The sequence below is a fragment of the Streptomyces sp. NPDC019224 genome (assembly GCF_040632605.1).
GTDB lineage: Bacteria > Actinomycetota > Actinomycetes > Streptomycetales > Streptomycetaceae > Streptomyces.
Map to the genome: position 1 here is coordinate 51,197 of NZ_JBEYCF010000010.1, position 18,967 is coordinate 70,163.

An 18,967-nucleotide genomic window follows, 5' to 3' on the forward strand; every position below is an offset into this window, starting at 1 on the left:
CTCTGGGGCCATGACCGGACGGCGACGCCCCCCTTCCTCCCGCACCTTCGGAACGCTCACCGGCGCGGTGGCGGCGGGGGCTCTGCTGCTGACCGGTTGCGGCGCGCTCCCTGGGGGCTCGGGGGACTCCAGGGAGCCCGTCACCGTCGTCACCTGGGCGCCGAGCGGCGCCTCCGCCCCGGACGCGGCGAACATGGCGGGGATGACCGCGATGGCGCAGGCGTACGGGCGCTGGATCAACGCCGCCGGCGGGATCGACGGGCACGAGTTGCGCGTCGTCACCTGTGACGAACAGGACACCCCGACCGGTGCGGGCGACTGCGCCCGCCGGGCCGTGAAGGAGAAGGCGGTCGCCGTCATCGGCTCCTACAGCCGGCACGGCCGGGCGTTCCTGGCCCCGCTGGAGGTCGCCGGAATCCCGTACATCGGCGGCTACGGGGCCTCCGAGGAGGAGTACCGCAGCTATACGTCCTACCCGCTGACCGGCGGCCAGTCCGCGCTGCTCGCCGGCACCGCCGAGCAGCTCGCGTCCGACTGCGACCGGATCTCCCTGGTCCGGCCGGACACGCTGGGCGGCGACAGCCAGGCGTGGCTGCTGCACACCGGTCTCAAGGGCGCCGAGCGGCCCGCGCCGCTCGACATACCGGCGGCCGAGGGCGCCACCTCGTACGACGCGGAGGCGGAGCGCGCGCTGTCCGGAGCGGGCACGGACGGCGGGTGCGTGACGTCCGTGCTCGGCGACCGCACGGAGACCTTCTTCGACTCGTTCCGGCGGCTGGAGCCGAAAGGCGCGCGGGTGCGGGTGGCCTCCGTGCTCGGCAGCGTCGAACAGCCGCTGATCGACCGCACCGGGGGCCGGGACAGCCCGTTCGAGGGGGCGTACGTCACCGGCTGGTACCCGGCCCCGGGCGACGACCGGTGGAACCCGATGCGGAAGGTGATCCGCGAGCACGCCTTCGGCGACAACCGGATCGACCCTGCCGACACGGGCGTGCAGACCACGTGGATCGCGTACACCGCGCTGAAGTCGCTCGTCGAGTCGATGCACGAGTCCCGGATCACCGCCTCGAAGGTCATCAAGGCCCTCAGCCGGGGGGTCCGTGTGGACACCGGCGGCCTCACGCCCGTGCTGCGCTGGCGCTACGAGGACATGATCGGCTCGCAGTCGTATCCGCGCATCGTCAACAGCAAGGTGACCTTCCAGGTGGTGCGGGACGGGCGGCTGGTCGCCGAGCGGAAGGGCTTCGTGGACGTCACCGAGACCCTCGTCGACGCCAGCGCAACCCGCTGAGGCCCGGAGAGGGGCGCCCCGCCGGTCCGGCGGGGCGCCCCTCTCTCAGAGCGCGGTCGCCGCGCGCTTCGTCAGGCCGTACTTCTCCGCGATCCTGTTCCACAGCCCGGCCGCCTGCTGCTTCGCCTTGCTGGCCTCACCGCTCTTCACGGTCGCCTGCTGGGTGTGCGAGGTCGTCCGGGCGTGGCCGTGCTTGCAGACCTTCTTGCTCTTGGCCTGCACGGCCCAGGCGGCGTAGTGGTCGTCGGCGGCCGCGGACGCCTGCCAGGCCGTGACGAGCGCGGTGGTGAGCTGCTCGTGGGCCGGCAGCTCGTCGAGGGTCAGGGCCTGGAGCCGCGTGACCAGGTCGCGGCGCTGCTTCGCGGCGCCCTTGAGGTCGGAGACGGCCGTGTCCAGGGCCATGCAGTTCTTGGTCTTCTCGACCGCGCCGATCACCGCCGCACGGCTGTTGTTGCTGTCCGCGAGAAGCTTGTCCAGCGCCTCGGCCTGCGGCTTCGCCGGGTCGGCGGCGGGCTGCTCCTTCCCCTCGGACGGTCCGCCGGCGGCCGGTGAACTCGCGGACGCCACCGGCTGCTTGCCGTCCTTGTCGTCATCGTCGCCGCCGCTCATCAGCGCGCCCGCGCCCAGCCCGATCACCGCGCAGCCGACGACGACGGCCGCGATCAGCGGCACGGCACCGGACCGCTTGCGCCGCCCGCCGTCGTCCCCCTCGTCCTGCGGCGGCCCGCCCTGGGGACCGCTGTACGGGGGCGGCTGCTGGAAGCCCTGCTGCTGCGGCGGACCCGCCTGGTAGGGCGGCGGCTGAGCCGGGTCGAACCGGGGCATCTGCTGCGTCGCGCCCTCGGGCTCGTCGCTGCGGAAGAGGTTGTCGAACTCGGCGGGCGGCTGCCGCTCGCCGGGGGTCCCGGGCCGGATGCCGTACGGGGCGCCCCCGGGTACCGGGGGTATGTACTGGGTCGCCTCGGCGTCCGCACCGCCCTGCGGGGCCTGGGGCGCCTGAGGGGCCTGGGGCGCCTGAGGGGCCTGGGGCGCCTGCGGACCGCGCTGCTGGAAGCCCTGCTGCGGGACACGGCCCAGGAACCGGGTGGACTCCGCGGGGTTCTCCGGCGGCAGCCCGCCCGGGGCCGGGCCCGCCGGGATCGGCGCGATGTACTGCGTGGCGTCGGCGTCACCGCCGGGAGCCGCGCCGGGCCCGGCCTCGGGCGGCAGCGGCTGCGGGCGCGTGTACGGCTGGGGCTGCGCGTACGGCTGCGGCTGGGCAGGCGGCTGGGGCTGGGCGGGCGGCTGCGGGCCGCTCTGACCCTGACCGTACGGGGCGGGCGGCTGCGGGCCGCCCTGGCCCTGGCCGTACGGGGCGGGCTGCCCCTGGCCGTACGCGTCCTGCCCGTACGCACCGGGCTGCTGCCCGTACGGCCCCTGCTGCTGCGGGTCCGCCTGGTACGGCTGCCGCGGTGGCTGCCCGTAAGCGTCCTGCCCGCCGCCGTCCTGCTGGCCCCAGGGCTGCCCCCACGGCCGGCCGCCGGCCGGGGCCGCCTGGTCCGCCGCTCTCCCCGGCGTCCAGGGCTCGCCGCCGTCCGAGGGCAGCACGACACCCTCGTGCGCGGGTCGTACAGCAGGGGACTGCTGCTCGTCGCCCTGTCCGCTCTGTGTCACCGGGACTCCTACGTGTCAACTATGGAATCGTCGGCTCACGCTATCGGGTGACAGCCGCCGTGTGCCAAGTCCCCGTGATCCCGGTCCGCCCGTGACACACGGCGCAGCACCCTGCCCTCCCACGACGCGGTCGAGGCTCCTCCCCGCCCACCGCCCGGTTTCCCTCAGGCCGCCTGGAGCTCCAGGCGCGCGCCGAACTCCCGTACCGCGGGCTCGTCCCCGTACGGCAGGAGACGCTGCTGGAGGTCCTCCAGGTACTCCGCGCCCCGGCTGGAGCGCACCGTGCCCAGCAGCTCCATCGCCCGCGTCCCCGTGTGGCACGCCTGCTCCACCTCGCGCAACTGCACCTGGGCCGTGGCCAGCAGCGCGAGCCCGATGCCGCGGCGGCGGGCGCGGGACTCCGGGTGGCCGTCCAGGGACTCCTTCGCCCGGCGCGCGGCCGCCTCCGCCTGGCCGAGGTCGCGGTGGCAGTGCGCCAGTTCGTCCGCGAGGTAGGCGTGGTCGAAGTGGACGATCCAGTCGGGGTCGTCCCCGGTGTCCGGCGCGGCCTGCTCCAGGGCCGCCTCGGCCCGCCCCGCCACCTCCTGGCAGGCGCGCGCGTCGCCGAGCAGCGCGTGGCCGCGCGCCTCCGCCGCGTAGAACATCGCCTCCGCCCGCGGCGTGATCCGGCCGCGCGCACCCTCCTGCGCGGCCCGCGCCAGCTGCGCGATCTCGCGCGGGTTGCCGAGCTGGGCCGCGAGGTGGCTCATCGAGGCGGCCAGCACATAGCCGCCGTAGGCGCGGTCGCCCGCCGCCTGCGCGAGGCGCAGGGCCTGGATGTAGTAGCGCTGGGCCAGACCCGGCTGGCCCGTATCGACGGCCATGTACCCGGCGAGTTCGGTGAGCCGGGCGACCGCCGCGAACAGCTGACGGCCCGTCGATTCCCGGTACGCGCCCGAAAGCAGCCCGGACACCACGCTGTTGAGGTAGTGCACCAGGACCGGGCGGACGTGGCCGCTGCCGAAGCGGTGGTCGAGGTCGACCAGCGCGGCCGTCGTCGCCCGCACCGCCTCCACGTCCGACATCCCGACCCGGGACCCGGCCGCGCGCGCGACCTGCGGGTCCGCACCGGTGATCAGCCAGTCCCGGCTGGGCTCCACGAGGGCGGAGGAGGCGACCGTCGAACCGGACAGGAAGTCGCGGCGACCGACGTCGCTGCGCCACAGCTCGCAGACCTGCTCGATGGCCCCGATCACCGTGGGGGCGAACTGGAGGCCGACGCCGGACGCGAGGTTCTTGCCGTTGGCCATCCCGATCTCGTCGATCGTGACCGTACGGCCCAGTTTGCGGCCCAGCGCCTCGGCGATGGTGCCCGGCGCCCGGCCGCGTGGCTGCTGGCCGCGCAGCCACCGGGCCACGGAGGTCTTGTCGTAGCGGAGGTCGAGGCCGCGCTCGGCCCCCACCATGTTGACGCGGCGGGCCAGGCCCGCGTTGGAGCATCCGGCTTCCTGGATGAGCGCCTGGAGCCGTTCGTTCGGCTGGCGTGCGACGAGTGGCCTGGCTGCCATGTGTATCCCCCTGGGGCCGCAGTGATGGGTGGCGGGATCACTGCCCGACATATGCCTGAGAAATGCGCCGATTCATCGTGTTGGTCACTTTCCGAGCGACTCACCTCATTCGTCACGGCGAGTACCTAAAATGCCGCCCCGAACCGCACCGCCCGGACATCCCGTAACCAGCTACCCGCCCGGGGCCCGTGCCTCTCCCACGCGCCCCCGCCCGTGCACCCGTGCGCCCCGTGTGCGGAACCGTCCGCCGGAGGGCCGTAACTCTTCGTGAAGCCCGTAGTTGAGCCGGGCGTGGAAGAGCCCATCGGAATCATGGAAGCCGCACAGCTCCCCCGGCAGCGCGTGGAGCAGCTGCTCGACGCCGCCGTGCGGTACACGGAGGAAAGGCACTGGGACGTCTGCCCCGGCACCTGGCTGGAGCCGTCCGGTGACGGCCGGCGGTGCTCGTGCGGCGAGGAGCGGTGCGCCGCGCCCGGCGCCCACCCGACCGGCGTCGGCTGGGCGGCCGGGGCCACCGGCAGCGGCGCGGCGGCCCGCCGGATGTGGACCCGACTGCCTGGCTCGTCCGTGCTGTTGCCCACCGGACGCGCCTTCGACGCCGTCGACGTACCGGAGTCGGCGGGCTTCCTGGCGCTCGCCCGGATGGAGCGGATGAGCCTGCCGCTCGGCCCCGTCACCCGCACCCCGGACCGCCGGATGCAGTTCTTCGTGCTGCCCGGCGCGGCCGCCAAGACGGAGGACCTGGTGCGCCGGGCCGGGTGGAACGCGGTGTCGATCGGCCTGCGCGGTGTCGGCGAGGGCGCGTACGTCATCGCGCCGCCCACCCGGATCGGCGGCGCGGGCGCGGTGCAGTGGGCCCGGTGCCCCACCAACGCCAACCGCTGGCTGCCCGAGGTCGAGGAGCTGATCGGCCCGCTCGCGTACGCCTGCGGCCGGGTGGCGGCCGACGCCCGCGGCGGCCTTTCGTAGAGCGGCCCCCACGTACGGGGGCTTCGAAAGGCGCGCACCCGCCGGACCGGGCGGAACACGAGGCGACAGACCGGCCCGGCGAGCCCGGCGCACCGCGTGCGGCACCGCCCGCGGTACGCGTCGAGGGGCTGTGGAAGCGGTTCGGCGAGCAGACCGCGGTCGCCGGCATCGATCTGGAGCTGTCCGCGGGCCGGTTCATCGGCCTGGTGGGCCCCAACGGGGCGGGGAAGACCACCACGCTCTCCATGGTCACCGGTCTGCTCCGCCCCGACCGGCATCGGCGATCGAATGGTTCAACCCATCCTTGGCCGCTGCCCCGCCGGGCCCGGCGGGCTTACGGGGAGACCGGCTCGCGGTCGTCCCGCGCGTCCTCCGCCAGCTGTTGCAGGAAGGGTTCGACCGCGGCGCGCCAGCCGTCCGGCTGGTCGAAGTGCACGAGGTGACCGGCGTCGGCCACCTCCGCGTACTGCCCGCGGGGCAGGACCCGGACCATCTCCTGCGCCTCCGCCCGGCCCAGCTCGCCGTCCAGCCCGCGCAGCACCAGCGTCGGGCATCTGACCTGGGCCAGCTCCTCCCAGTGCGCGTCGAACACCCAGGTGGCGCGGGATTCGAGCATCTGCCGGCGGGAGAAGACGGGCCGCCAGCCGTCGTCCCGCTCGGCCATCACCTCGGCGTAGAACGCGCCGCGCGACGGGCTGGGCCGCTCGGTCCAGGGGTCCTCCTCGCCGAACCACCGCCGTACGTCGTCGAGTGAGGCGAAGGGGAGCGGCCAGGACCGGAACCAGTCCTCCCACTCGCGCTGCGAGGCCGCGCCGAGCGCCGAGGCTCGCATGTCGCAGATGACCAGCGCGCGGACCAGGTCGGGGCGCTTGGCGGCGAGCTGCCAGGCGGTGAGCGCCCCCATCGAGTGGCCGACGAGCGTGACGGGGGCGAGGCCCAGCTGTTCGATCACCGCCTCCGCGTCCGCCACGTAGGCGTCGCGGGTGTAGGGGCCGTCGGCCGGTTTCCCGCTGTCGCCGTGGCCGCGCTGGTCGAGGCCGACGGGCCGGTGCCGCTCGGCGAGCCAGCCGGCGGTGGACGCCCAGTGCGAGGCCCGGCCCATCAGGCCGTGCAGCAGTAAGACGGCGGGGGCGCGGGTGCCGTCCGCGCCCCCCGGGGGCGGGTCGGCGAACTCCCAGGCCGCGAGGTGTACGCCGTCCGTTCCGGTCACATCGATGCGTCGCGCCATAGCTTCTGGCACCCCCTTCTCTCCCTGAGTCACCGGGTGGTCACGTCGGCCAGACTATCGAACCCCTATTCGAAAACGGCGATCTGCCGGTTCACACCGCTCGTTCGAGTGACTGCTTCCCAGGATTGACGGCGGCAGCTGCGGGGAGATGTTCTCCAGGAGGCGGGCCACTCGGGGATGAGGGCTCGCGGGGCCGACCTCGAGAGCTCGGGGCTCCAGGTCGGACACAGGGGAGGACAGGCCCCGGCGCCTTGCGGCGCCGGGGCCATCCGCTTCGGTACGTACGACGGGTGCATCGCAGCTCCCCTCCCCGGCCGGACGGCCGCGGCCGACACGCTCGGCAACGCCTCCGCCACAGCCTGGCACGCGAGGCGCCGACGCGCTGCGGTTCCGGACGAAAAAGAAAGGACCGGGCACCGGCGGCCACCGCCGGCACCCGGTCCCCCGGACGATCCGCCCGGAACGGGCCCTACCGCTTGGCCACGAAGACGTGCGAGGCGACCTCGGGCGCCAGCTCCGCCGCTTCACCGCTGCTGCCGACCAGCACACCGCCGGGCGACTGCGTCACGCTGACCACCGAGCCGGGCTGCACGCCCGCACGCCGCAGCGTGTACATCAGCTGGGCGTCCGTCTGGATCGGCTCCCCGATCCGGCGGACCACCACCGTCTTGCCGTCGCTGCCCGGGTCGAGATCGGACAGGCTCACCATGCCCTCGTCGAGGAACGGGTCGGCCTCGGCCTTCTCGCCCAGCTCCTCCAGGCCCGGGATGGGATTTCCGTACGGCGACTCCGTCGGGTGGCGCAGCAGCTCCATCACCCGCCGCTCGACCGCTTCGCTCATCACGTGCTCCCACCGGCACGCCTCGGCGTGGACCTGCTCCCACTCCAGGCCGATCACGTCGACCAGCAGGCACTCGGCCAGCCGGTGCTTGCGCATGACGCGGGTCGCCAGCCGGCGGCCCTCCTCGGTCAGTTCCAGGTGCCGGTCGCCCGCGACCTGCACCAGGCCGTCGCGCTCCATCCGCGCCACGGTCTGGCTCACGGTCGGACCGCTCTGGTCCAGCCGCTCCGCGATCCGGGCGCGCATGGGGACCACGCCTTCCTCTTCGAGTTCGAGGATGGTGCGGAGATACATCTCCGTCGTGTCGATCAGTCCGGACATTCGTGCCCCTCGATGCAGTCGTGCGCTGGCCCTCGGTCAATTCTGACGCATCAGGCCGACAACCGTGCCTCGCCGTCACCGCCGGGGTCCCGCGGTATTGACATGTCACTGGTCCAGACCGCAACGTGATCGGCGGTACGGACGCCCCCATGGACATCTCACCCCGCCGGAAAGGTCCTCCCCGATGAGCGAAAGCAAGCTGGCCGGTCAGTTCTTCGATGCGGCGATCGGCCTGCTGGGGAGGGTGCGCGACGAGGAGGCCGGGAACATCGCGGCCGCCGGTGCCGTGATCGCCGAGACCGTCGAGGCGGGCGGCCGGCTCTTCGCCTTCGGCGCCGGGCACTCCTCGCTCGCCGCGCAGGACGTCGTCTACCGCGCCGGCGGGCTCGCCCTGATGAACCTGATGGCCGTCCCCGGCGCCCTCGGCGTGGACGTCATGCCGGCCACCCTCGGCTCGGCGCTGGAGCGCGTGGACGGCCTCGCGGGCGCGGTCCTCGACTCCAGCCCCGCCAGGGCGGGCGACGTGCTCGTGATCGTCTCGCTCTCCGGGCGCAACGCCCTGCCCGTCGAAATGGCGCTGAACGCCCGTGCGCTGGGCCTGAAGGTCATCGGCGTCACCTCGGTCGCGTACGCGGAGGAGACCCGGTCCCGGCACAGCTCGGGCGGCTTCCTGCGGGACCACTGCGACATCGTCCTCGACAGCAAGATCGCGGTCGGTGACGCGGAACTGGAGGTGGACGGCGTCGAGGCACCGTTCGCGCCCGCGTCGACCGTGGTCACCAGCGCGATCATGCAGGGCATGATGGCCGCCGCGGCCGAGCGGCTGCTGGAGCGGGGCGTCGAGCCGCCGTTGCTGCGGTCGGGGAACGTCGATGGCGGGCACGAGTGGAACGGACGCGTGATGGCCCAGTACGCGGACCGGATCTTCTACCGGCACTGAGCGCGTCCGGGGCGCCCGCGCGCGTCCCGGCCCGGCGGGGCGCCGTTTCCGCACGGCCATGATTCCGGCCTCACACCCCCGGCGGACCGGCGCCGCCCACCGCCCGGTGCAGGTCCACCGACGCCGCCACCCGGGCCGCCACGCTCTCCGCGTACATCGCGTCCGGGCGTTCGAAGGCGGCGCGGTGGGCCGAGCGCAGGAACGTCACCACACCCAGGGTCCGCCCCCGGCTCCGCAGCACCGTGCACAGGGCGTGCACCGCGTCGGCCGGCCACTGCCGCTGCCGCGCCCACTCCCCGTCCGTACGCCCCGTCCCCGCCGAGGCGCGCACCGAGCCCGTGCGGTCCACCGCCCGCAGGGCCGGGTGGCCCGACGCGTACCGCAGCGGGATGCCGCCACCGGCCACCGGCAGGCAGGGCCCCGGCGCGTCGGCCGGGGTGGCGGCGGCCCGGACCAGCCGCTCCCCTACCAGCAGGTCGATCAACGCGTGGTCGGCGAACCCCGCCAGCGCGAAGTCGAGGGAGGACGTGGCCGCTTCCATCGGGTCCTCGCACTCGGCGGCGGACCGCGCGGCGCGGTGCAGCTGGTTCGACCGGAACCGCAGCCGGTCCGCCTCCTGGGCCGCGAGCTTCGCCGCCGTCACGTCCTGGAAGACCCAGCCCGCGCCCAGCGGCACCGGCTCCTCGGTGAGCGGTGAGGCCAGCCGCAGGAAACCACTGCGCCAGCAGCGGCGGCGGGAGCCCTCGCCGCGCAGAGTGACCCACAGCTCGGCGGCCTCGTCCGGCGCGCCCTCGGCCAGGACGTGCTGGAGCGCGCCCTCCAGCTCCTCCACCCCTTGGGCGATCAGCTCGCCGAGGGGCCGCCCCAGCAGGCTCGTACGGCCGCCGCCCAGGGCGCGGGCCGCGTGCGCGTTGACGACGGTCGGGCGCAGGTCCACGTCCACCAGGACGACGCCCCAGCAGGCGTCGTCGAACAGCGCCTCGCTGAGCGCGATGGCCCGTTCCAGGTCGATCTGCGCGTGGACCTCGCTGAACGCGCAGTACACCCCGGCCGGCCTGCCGTCCGCGCCCCGGACCCCGGCGGACTGCGTGCGGACGAGGACCCGGCCGCCGTCCTTGCGCAGCAGCGCGAACTCGTGCACCTGCCGGCCCGCCGCCTCCATGACGGCCATCAGCCGCCCCTGCACCTCGTCCGCGTCGGCCCGGCGCACGGCCCATCCGGCAAGACCGGGCCGCCCCACGGCCTCCTCGGCGGACCAGCCGAGGACGCGCTCGGCCTCGCGGTTCCAGTGGGTGACGGTGCCGTCCGCGTCGAAGGCGCAGAGCGCCGCGTCCATCCCGTCGAGGAGAGCGGCCAGCAGCTCCGCCCCGGGGCCCTGCTCGGGGCCGAGCGCGCCGGCCGTCCCCCTGCTCGTGGAAGCACTCATCCCGGTCCCCCTGCGAGACGTTTCCGCCATAGCCGCACGTCAGACCATTGAACTCGAACGTGACCCGGCGCACGGCGAGTTCCCCGAAATCGATCCCTCCGACAATTCGGTTGTGCGACCTCGCGGACGGTTCCTAAGGTGGTTCCACACGCGAAAGGAGGTGATCCGAAAAGTGCAGTCTTATCGGATTCGTGAGGTGGCTGCGGGCTGACGCCCGTCGTCGCACTTCGTGCACCCCGGCGGGCTGTCCGCCGAAACCCAGAGCAGTCACCGACCCGCAGGCTCGCCGGTAAGTCCGGCCGGCTCCTCCGCAAGGAGGGACCAGAGCCTGCGGGTTTCCGCGCGTCCGGGGCCGTACGGCGTCACGGGCACAGCCGCGCGGCCGGGTGCGGGTCCCCGTTGGCCTGTTCCTGCAAGTCAGCTCTTCGGTCTGTCGACGCGAGGGGCCGTTCCCGATGATGAACGTGCGTACAGCATCCATGTGCGATACCCGCAGAGGAGTGCACATTGACGTATCGAGTCGGGATCCGGCACGGCCACCCACTGGTCGCCTGGGCCATGGAACACACGCTGGCCGCGATCCCCGCCATGCACGTCAGCGTCCTGGAGGGGACGGGTACGGACCACGGGGCCAAGACCGGCACCCCTCCGCCCTACGACGTGCTGGTGACCGACCACGTGCCGGCGGGAGGCATGCCGCCGGGCGTACGCACCCTGCTGATGTCGCCGACCTGCGTCGTCGCACCCGGTGTCGACGCATGGCTGCCCGACCGGTCGTCCCCGGAGGACTTCGTCAGGGCCGTGCTCGGGGCGGCGGGAAAGGCGCGCTCCTCCGCCGGCCCGGCGCCGCACCCGGGGCGGCTCTCACCGAGGGAGCGAGAGGTGCTGGATCTCATCGCCGACGGATTCACCCACGCCCAGACGGCGCGCCGCCTGGGCATCAGCCGGCACACGGTCGACACCCATGTGAAGCGGATCCGTTCGAAGTCGGGGGTCGGCAACAAGGCGGACATGGTCCGGCTCGCCATGACTCCGGACCGCTCCTGACGAGGTCCCGGTCACCGGGCGCCGGCCGGGGCGGTCTCCGGCTCCCGTGGCGTAGCGAGCCGCACGGTGCCGGGCACGATGAACACGGCGTAGGTCGACACGAGCAGGACGATCATGGCCAGGACCGCGAACGGCGTGATGCCCATCAGCGAGACCAGCACGGGGGCCGCGGCCAGGGCGATGGGCTGCAGTCCGAAGCTGGCCAGGGCCTCCAGGGCGAAGACCCGGCCCTGGACCTCTTCGGGGATCTCGTTCTGCAGCGCGGTGTACCAGAGGACCATGAAGCAGCCGACGCCGACCGAGCCGACCGCCATGGCGACGCAGAACACCCACAGCGGAACGTCGGCCATCAGGCACACCGGGGTCAGCAGACACGGCGTCAGCGCGTTCATGGCCCACAGGCCGGGGCGCTTGGAGGTGACCTTGGCACCGGCCACGGAGCCGAGCACCGATCCGACGAACGTGGCGGCACTCACCCAGCCGAACGCCTCGATGCCGTAACGCTGTTGGCTGACCATCGGCACCAGCACGTAGTTGGGGCCGAAGAGGAAGAACACCTGGGCCGTGCCCTGCAGCATCACCGCGGACACCCAGGGGCGGCGCCGGACCTCCGCCAGCCCGGCCTTCGCCTCGGCGAACACCGCCCTGAGCCCCTGCTCCTCCTCTTCCTGGTCCCGTGCCTGGACGCGCGGCAGCCGCAGCCACACCAGCGTCACCAGGCTGATGGCGATCGTGACCAGGTCGACCACCAGCGTGCGCGGCGGCGAGATGTTCGCGAGGAGCAGGCCGGCCAGCAGCGACCCGACCAGCCCGCCCACCCTCTTGGTGGCGCTGTCGAAGGCGTTGGCCTGCTGTCGGAGATCCTCCTCGACCACCTGGGCCAGTGCGGCCCGGTGCGCGGGCTCGTACAGCGCCGCGCCCGCGCCGGTGAGAGCCGCGGCGAAGAGCAGGGGGAGGAGCGGGCCCCAGTCGGCGAAGAGCAGGAAACCGCCGACTCCGACGAGGCGCAGGACGTCGGACACCGCCATGACGGCACTGCGGGAGTAGCGGTCGGCGACGACACCTCCGAGGAGGAGCAGTACGCCCATGACTATGGACTCGACGGCGAGCAGCAGGCCGAACATGCTCGGTCCTCTGCTGGGCACCACCAGCGCCGGCAGGACGACGATGGTCAGCTGGTTGCCCAGCGTGCTGGTGACCTGTCCGAGCCAGAACATGCGGTAACGGCGGTCGCGGAGCAGGTTTCGGGCACGGGCTTGCGTCATCCGGGGTCCTATTGATCCGAAACGGTGGGGACAGTGCTATCCGAGAGGGTGGGGCCAGCGGGCGTCGACGTCGACGTCTTTACCGAGCGTTGTCCTGATCCGTTCGCGGAAGGCGAGCGAGGGACGGCCGAAATCGACGGTCAGCAGCTGTTCCGATGTGGCCCGGGCTATCTTCCACGCGACCTCGTCGGGCCCTTCCGCCGACAGGTCCCGCACCGTCGCGAGGCCGTGCAGACCGACGAGCGGGGTGGGGACCGCCGAGAGGTCACGCGGCCCGCCCCCGTCCGTCAGGAAGCGGGTCAGGCCGAGAGGGACCTGCTCGTGCGCGAAGAAGGCTTCGTGCTCCCAGGGGTCGGTGACCGGCCCGGAGAGCGGATTGTCCGGGGCGAACGTCGGCGTCCTGCGCAGCACCCGGCGGTAGAACAGGGCCTTGGCGATCTCCCTCAGGGCGCGCTCGGCAGCAGTGTGCTCCTCCGTTCCGGCGCCGGAAGCGGTGATGACGCCACCGTGTGCGTCGTCGTGGACGACGGCCATCACGGCGGCGATCCCGTGGGCGGGATCGGCAATGTCCACCAGCGTCAGCCGTACGCGCGCCGAGCGGCACAGGCTGCGCACGGAGCGGGCCAGCGGTGTGTCCGGCAGGGCCAGCCGCGTCGGTGACACGGCCGTGAACCAGGTGCGCATGAAGCAGTGCCGCTCGTAGAGCTCCAGGACGGCGGCATCGGCCGCCGCGTCGAACCGGGTGTGCGCGGCCATGCCGTTGCTGTTGCCCAGCACCTGGCGGGAGCGGACCAGTGCGAGTCTTTCGGCCAGCTCGCCCCGGGCGCGCAGCCGGGCCGCGTCGGCGGTGACGTCGAGACCGAAGCCGCACTCGCGTACCTCGTCCTTCACCTTCGCCCCGAAGGCGGTGGCGTAATACAGGGGCGTTCCGTTGACCAGGATGGAACGCAGCTCCTCCGCTACGACGAAGTCCCCTGCGCCGATGCGGGGTCTGGCGCCCACAGCACACACCGGCACCCATCCGTCGGGCAGTCGCAGATGCCGGGCGACCTCGGCGTCGTCGAAGCCGCCGAACGGGCGGGCGTCGATGCCGGCGTGCTGCAACACCTGGATGAGGGTCTGGCTCGTGTGCCCGCCCTCGATGAGCGCGTACCGGTAACCGCGGGCCCCGTACTTCGCCGTGACGTCGCGCAGGTCGGCGACCAGCCAGAAGCGGGTGGGGACCGCGGACAGCGTCGGGTCCAGCTTGAGGGCGGCCCGCTCTTCGGAGTCCGCGGCCCGGCTGTGGGTCTCGAAGGTCCCGGACGAGGGGTCGAACCGGGTGAACGAGGAGCGCGTCGGCTCCGCCTGTTCGGCGATCAGGCGCACCGGGTACAGCGCGCCGGCCGACGGGTACAGCCGCGTCTCGGGGTCGTGCAGGGTTCGCATGACCGCCAGGACCGCGGCCTCATCGACCGGGGCGGCGCGGGGGCCGTCGAAGGGCTCGAAGCTCGGGCGGCGCCGCAGCGCCCCGGGGAGATCGCTCGTCCCGGACGCCGTGCCGGGCAGGAACCGGGACAGGCGGGCACGTTGCACGTAGCGCGCGAGGTCCTGCGCTGTGTACGCGAGCCCTTGGTTCAGGGGCACGGACGCCTCGTCGTGCGCACGGAGGCTCTGCAGGTGCGCCGGGTGAGCGGCGGTGGTCACGAGACGGTGCTCTCGCAGGAACGCCAGGGTGGTGGCGGCGACGTCGTCGCGCGGGACGGGCTGCTCGGCCATGTCCAGCAGGCATCTGCGGACCCGCCGGTCGGCGATGCGGGCGCGCAGACGCAGGTGCTGAGCCTCGAACGTCAACTTCTCGCCGTCGGCGGTCACCGAGACGCCCGGTGCGTACCCGACCACATCGTGCTGCTTCACAAGTCGTCCCTGGGGGTGAGGGTGGCGGAGAGCCGAGGGCCCGCTGCCCGGCCGGAGGCCGTAACAGCGGGCCCTCGCCGGCCCGCGATTACTGGCAGCGGGAGTTCGACGGCTTGAGGTCCATCTCGGTCTCGAAGTGCTCGATCTCCTCGATGAGGATCTCGGAGTTGTCGGTGTCGACAGCCTTGGGCGCCTGCTCCATTGAATTCTCCCTCGAATAGGGCCACCGGCGAAGGCGGCCTCTCCGCTTACCGGTCGGCGACCGGCGAGGCACATACGATCACCCGCCCGAAAGCCGGGTCAATGGCCCCGGCACCTCTCCGCTGTCCCCTTTTTCGGGGACTGTCCCCCGCGGAAAAAGCGCATGAGGATCACCGACCATGCAGATCACACGGGTTCAGCACACCTGTTTCGTCTTCGAGACCGCTGCGGGGCGCCTGGCCGTCGATCCCGCACTCGACTACTTCGGGAATCTGTGGAGCCCGCGCGGAAAGAACCGGACGGCGAGCAGGCTGCTGAGCGATGTCGACGCCATCGTCATCACGCATTCCCACTGCGATCACTTCCATCCCCCGACGCTGCTCCATTTCGACAGGGAAATCCCCGTCGTCATTCCCGCGAGAGACCGGCACAGCGCCTATCCGATGGCTGACGAGCTGGCCGAGCACGGATTCCGGAACGTGATCGAGCTGAAGGACGGGGAGTCCGTCATCCTGGCGGGGCTACGGGTCACCTCGGTCGCCGCCCCCGATTCGATCGAGGGGATCGCACAGCAGTCGCTGCTGATCGATGACGGCGAGAACAGGATCCTGCACGGCGCGGACACCCTGGAGGACTTCGCCACGTTCGAGCGTCTGCGTGCGGAAGGCCCGATTCGTCTGGCGCTGCTGCCGCTCAACTGCAGCCTGAACTACGAGAACCTGCGCAACCAGATGTCGCCGGGCACCTGGCTGGAGGCCGCTGGGGTCCTGCGGCCGCAGGCAATGGTGCCGCTCGGAGTCAACGAGGGCCAGCGCCGCGGTGTTTCGGCGGTCGACGCGCCCTGGTTCCCCCACAACGAGGCGCTTTACCGGGACCGGAACCTGACGGCCGGCCTGCCGGACGGCACCCACCTGATCGCCCTGGACGACGGGCAGCGCATCGTCCTGGACGATTCACCGCTCGGCCCGCACACCTCGATCACGGATTGCGGCGAGGGCCCCGACACCGGGGCGGCCGAAATCGAAACGGCCCTCGGCCGGCTCTGGTCACTGCTCCTCGACATCCACATCCGGGACCGGCACTATTTCGGGCTCGTCCGGACCACGGGCCACGACGCCTGGCGCGACGCCTGGAGCGAGTGCCGGGCCCGTATCGAGGAACTGATGCCCGACGGGGACTCCGTCCTCTTCGACGCGATCGACGGTCTTCCGGACGACCGCGTCGTCGCTCCCGTACTGCGCTGGTTCCCCACCACCACCCGGTACTTGGCCACCGAGGGGACCGGCACCGGCCGGATCGTCCTGGACAGCCTGTGGCTCCTCGACGACACCATGACCGAGACGGACTACGCCCAGGCGCTCTACACCTGGCTGGCCGCCCAGGTCCGGTCCGACGCCACGGCGTTGTGGCGCTGCCGGCTGGAGTTCTCGGGTTGGCTGCAGAAGCGCCACGGCCGCAAGCGCGCAGCCCTTCCGCACGGCTTCGGCCCCGCCGCGGCCCAGGAGTGGATCGCTCGCCAGGTCACCGCCGACGTCCGCTCGGCGCGGCACGTGTACCCCCGCTTCCACCCCGCCTTCGGGCCCTTCGACACCCCCGCCGAGCCCGACGCCCACTCCGCCGCCGCGCCCCTCGCCCTGCACGGCCTCACCCACGACCAGGGACGCCCGCGGTCGGCGGTTCTCGTCCTCAAGGACACCGACGCCCTGCTGGGCCGGGCCGTCGACCGGGCCGACGGAAGCCTCACCATCGCCGGACTGTGCGACCGGCTCGGCCTGAGCCGCGCCGCGTACGAGAGCTTCTACTCACGTCTGATGGATTTCGCCCCCTACTGCATCGAGCACCACTGGTACCCGAGCCAGGCCATGGTCTGGCGCCCCGACTACCGCGCCTGACCTCCCCGTCCGACCACCCCGCCCCGACACCGGAACGGTGACTTCCATGCCCTTTGGTCCCGCCTACTTCGCCTCATTGCCGCGCTACGGCGTCGGGCTGGGCGTCAACCCCTCGGACCTGCACCGGACGTACCTCGTCAACGAGAACAGCGCCGTCGACTTCTTCGAGGTCACGGCACCCGCGACGCGGCATCAGGGGCCGGCCAACTACACGGAGATCCAACGGCGCCGCAACGCTCCGGAGGGCTGGCACCACAAGCGCATCCCGGACCTCGTCACCGACCACACCGTTCTCGTCCACAGCACCGACCTGAACCCCGTCTACCCGCACGCCGTGACCGGCGGCGAGCTGGCCGACCTGCGCCGGCTGGTCGAGCTCGCCGAGGCCCCCTGGGTCACCGAGGACCTCGGGGTATGGCTGATGAGCGAACGCCATGTCTATCCCTACTTCATGCCGTTCCCGGTCACCGACGCCACGCTCGCCGTCGCCGTCGACAACGTCCGGCACATCCACGAGCACCTGGGCGTCCCCTTCAACGCCGAGTTCCCCCCGATGACCATGGTCACCGGGGCGATGCACGCCTTCGACTTCTTCCACGCCCTCGTCACCGAAACCGGGGCGGGCATGTGCCTGGACATCGGCCACGTACTCAGCTACCAGATCGCCCGCGGAGCGTCTCCCACCAGCGACTTCCACCGCCTTCCCTGGGATCACATCACCGAGATCCACGTGGCGGGAGGCGGCATCGACCTCCACCGCCACGGCTACCAGTACGACGACAGCCACGGCGACACCCCCATCGTCTCGGTGTGCCTCGACATGCTCGACGAGATCGTCCGTCACGCCCCGCATCTGCGGGCGATCACCCTTGAGATCTTCGGGGCCCGCAACCCGCGGAAGGCACTCAGCACCCTCGGCGGCATCCGCGAGCGCGCCTCGGTCGCCGCCTGGCTGCAGAACGCCTCCCAGCCCTCCCCCGCCCTTCCCGCCCTTGAGGAAGCCCGGCAGCGAACCCGGGAGGCCGTTACCGGGCTCCACGACCTCCTCCACGGAGCGGCCCCTGTCAGCGGTACGACACTGGCCGCGGCGGGCGCGCCGCTGCTCGACAGCTTCGCCGTCCAGGAGCAGGAACGCTGGGAGTACGAGCGGACCCAGCGCCTGCGCCTGCACGGAACGAACATCTGCAGCTACCACCCGCTCACCAGCCGATGGCTGATGCACCGCGAGAACATCGACGAGATGCAGCTCTTCGAACGCCTCGTGCCCGACCTCGCCGGCGCCGGGACCACCATGTGGGACAAGGTCAACACCGCCTTCCGCAAACTGGTCGACGAGGACTCCTCCGACCAGGTGGGCCCCGAGCTGCTGCGCGCCGAGCGGTGGATGAACGAGTGCGCCCAGGCCCCCGACGACGCCTCGTCGGCGCAGTTCGGGATCCGGCTCCAGCGGGTGATCAGCGGACTGCGCACCGGCTGCCTGGCACCCGGGCGGCTGCTGGCCGCCGCCCCCGTCACGATCCGGCACCTCGGAGAGTGCCGGTTCGAGACCGACGAGGAGGCGGCCGACGCCGTCGCGCTGGACGTCGAACTGCCGGCCGGGGCCCCCGCCCACTCCGAGCCCGGGCGCGCCGCATGCTGCACGGGGCAGTGAACGTACGGGGAATCCCTGCTCAGGGGCACAGCCGCTCGACGCGCCACCTGGCGTCCTCGCCGCCCTCCCGGACGTACCGCAGCCGGTCGTGGAGCCGGTTCTCGTGGCCCTGCCAGAACTCGATCGTGTCGGGGACGACGCGGAAGCCGCCCCAGTGCGGCGGCGCCGGGACCTTCTCGCCCTCCGGGTAGCGGGCCGACAGCTCCTCGTAGCGGGCGGTCAGCTCCTCGCGGCTGCCGATCACCGTCGACTGGTCGCTCGCCCAGGCGCCGAGCTGGGAGCCGTGCGGGCGGGTGCGGAAGTAGCCGACGGTCTCCTCGCGGGCGACGCGGGCGGCGGTGCCGGTGACGATGACCTGGCGGGCCAGCGGGTGCCAGGGGAAGAGCAGCGAGACGTACGGGTTGGCCGCCAGTTCGCGGCCCTTGCGGGAGCCGTAGTTGGTGAAGAAGACGAACCCGCGTGCGTCGTACATCTTCAGCAGCACCGTACGGGAGGAGGGGCGGCCCTCGGGGGTCGCGGTGGACACCACCATGGCGTTCGGCTCGTGGAGCATCCCGCCGGCGGCGACCTGCCGGAACCACAGGGCGAACTGGTCCATGGGATCCGGGGCGAGCGAGTCCTCGGTGAAGGTCTCGGAACGGTACTGCTCGCGCATCGCGGCCGGATCGGTGGTGGAATCGAAGGAGGAGTCTGCGGTGGGCACGGAGCCATCCTGCCGCAGCGGCCGGACCGGCAGGAGGTCCGCCCGCCGTTGCGCGGGAGCACGGGCGGCGTTGCGTGCCGCCACGCTTCCCGGCCC

The 18,967-nt window shown here is 72.6% G+C and carries 14 protein-coding genes and 1 pseudogene; 7 read left to right on the forward strand and 8 right to left on the reverse strand.

The features are described from left to right. Positions 1-10: 10 nt before the first annotated feature. Positions 11-1,291 (forward strand): ABC transporter substrate-binding protein, encoded by a 1,281-nt coding sequence (locus ABZ564_RS08920; RefSeq protein ID WP_360851870.1) that lies wholly within the window; start codon positions 11-13, stop codon positions 1,289-1,291. Positions 1,292-1,336: 45 nt separating this feature from the next. On the opposite strand, the gene ABZ564_RS08925 is transcribed toward ABZ564_RS08920, so the two are convergent. After that, the gene (locus tag ABZ564_RS08925; protein ID WP_360851873.1) at positions 1,337-2,944 is read right to left on the reverse strand and encodes a hypothetical protein; all 1,608 of its coding nucleotides are present in this window, start codon (positions 2,942-2,944) and stop codon (positions 1,337-1,339) included. Between the two features lie 164 nt (positions 2,945-3,108). Then, positions 3,109-4,491 carry a transcriptional regulator gene (locus ABZ564_RS08930; protein ID WP_360851875.1) on the reverse strand — a complete coding sequence of 461 codons (1,383 nt, stop codon included), beginning with the start codon at positions 4,489-4,491 and terminating at the stop codon, positions 3,109-3,111. Between the two features lie 312 nt (positions 4,492-4,803). On the opposite strand from ABZ564_RS08930, the gene ABZ564_RS08935 reads away from it, so the two are divergent. Together ABZ564_RS08935 and ABZ564_RS08940 are read left to right on the forward strand one after the other, a co-directional pair. Continuing rightward, entirely contained in the window at positions 4,804-5,460 is a 657-nt protein-coding gene (locus ABZ564_RS08935; RefSeq protein ID WP_360851878.1) for a bifunctional DNA primase/polymerase, read from the forward strand. A 92-nt stretch (positions 5,461-5,552) separates the two neighbouring features. Beyond that, positions 5,553-5,732 (forward strand): annotated as a pseudogene (locus ABZ564_RS08940) (ATP-binding cassette domain-containing protein); the annotation flags it as partial. Positions 5,733-5,794: 62 nt separating this feature from the next. Here ABZ564_RS08940 and ABZ564_RS08945 read toward each other — a convergent pair. Continuing rightward, positions 5,795-6,688 (reverse strand): alpha/beta hydrolase, encoded by an 894-nt coding sequence (locus ABZ564_RS08945; protein WP_360851881.1) that lies wholly within the window; start codon positions 6,686-6,688, stop codon positions 5,795-5,797. A gap of 469 nt (positions 6,689-7,157) precedes the next feature. Next, the gene (locus ABZ564_RS08950) at positions 7,158-7,850 is read right to left on the reverse strand and encodes a metal-dependent transcriptional regulator (RefSeq protein WP_360851883.1); all 693 of its coding nucleotides are present in this window, start codon (positions 7,848-7,850) and stop codon (positions 7,158-7,160) included. A gap of 184 nt (positions 7,851-8,034) precedes the next feature. Between ABZ564_RS08950 and ABZ564_RS08955 the strand changes: the two genes are divergently transcribed. Further along, complete coding sequence (locus tag ABZ564_RS08955) at positions 8,035-8,790, forward strand: SIS domain-containing protein (protein ID WP_360851886.1); 756 nt, start codon at positions 8,035-8,037, stop codon at positions 8,788-8,790. Between the two features lie 70 nt (positions 8,791-8,860). On the opposite strand, the gene ABZ564_RS08960 is transcribed toward ABZ564_RS08955, so the two are convergent. Further along, positions 8,861-10,216 carry a PAS domain-containing protein gene (locus ABZ564_RS08960; RefSeq protein WP_360851889.1) on the reverse strand — a complete coding sequence of 452 codons (1,356 nt, stop codon included), beginning with the start codon at positions 10,214-10,216 and terminating at the stop codon, positions 8,861-8,863. 507 nt (positions 10,217-10,723) lie between these two features. Between ABZ564_RS08960 and ABZ564_RS08965 the strand changes: the two genes are divergently transcribed. Further along, complete coding sequence (locus ABZ564_RS08965; RefSeq protein WP_360851892.1) at positions 10,724-11,263, forward strand: LuxR C-terminal-related transcriptional regulator; 540 nt, start codon at positions 10,724-10,726, stop codon at positions 11,261-11,263. Positions 11,264-11,274: 11 nt separating this feature from the next. Here the strand turns inward: ABZ564_RS08965 and ABZ564_RS08970 are convergent, their stop codons facing one another. After that, the gene (locus ABZ564_RS08970; protein WP_360851895.1) at positions 11,275-12,528 is read right to left on the reverse strand and encodes an MFS transporter; all 1,254 of its coding nucleotides are present in this window, start codon (positions 12,526-12,528) and stop codon (positions 11,275-11,277) included. A gap of 36 nt (positions 12,529-12,564) precedes the next feature. Beyond that, a complete protein-coding gene (locus ABZ564_RS08975) occupies positions 12,565-14,424 on the reverse strand; it encodes a YcaO-like family protein (protein WP_360851898.1) in 1,860 nt (619 codons plus the stop codon). Positions 14,425-14,804: 380 nt separating this feature from the next. Here ABZ564_RS08975 and ABZ564_RS08980 point away from each other — a divergent pair, with 380 nt between their 5' ends. Together ABZ564_RS08980 and ABZ564_RS08985 are read left to right on the forward strand one after the other, a co-directional pair. Further along, entirely contained in the window at positions 14,805-16,517 is a 1,713-nt protein-coding gene (locus tag ABZ564_RS08980) for an MBL fold metallo-hydrolase (protein WP_360851901.1), read from the forward strand. A gap of 46 nt (positions 16,518-16,563) precedes the next feature. Then, a complete protein-coding gene (locus tag ABZ564_RS08985) occupies positions 16,564-18,168 on the forward strand; it encodes a DUF692 family multinuclear iron-containing protein (RefSeq protein ID WP_360851904.1) in 1,605 nt (534 codons plus the stop codon). A 19-nt stretch (positions 18,169-18,187) separates the two neighbouring features. On the opposite strand, the gene pdxH is transcribed toward ABZ564_RS08985, so the two are convergent. Next, complete coding sequence (gene pdxH / locus ABZ564_RS08990) at positions 18,188-18,823, reverse strand: pyridoxamine 5'-phosphate oxidase (RefSeq protein WP_360852182.1); 636 nt, start codon at positions 18,821-18,823, stop codon at positions 18,188-18,190. Positions 18,824-18,967: the final 144 nt, after the last annotated feature.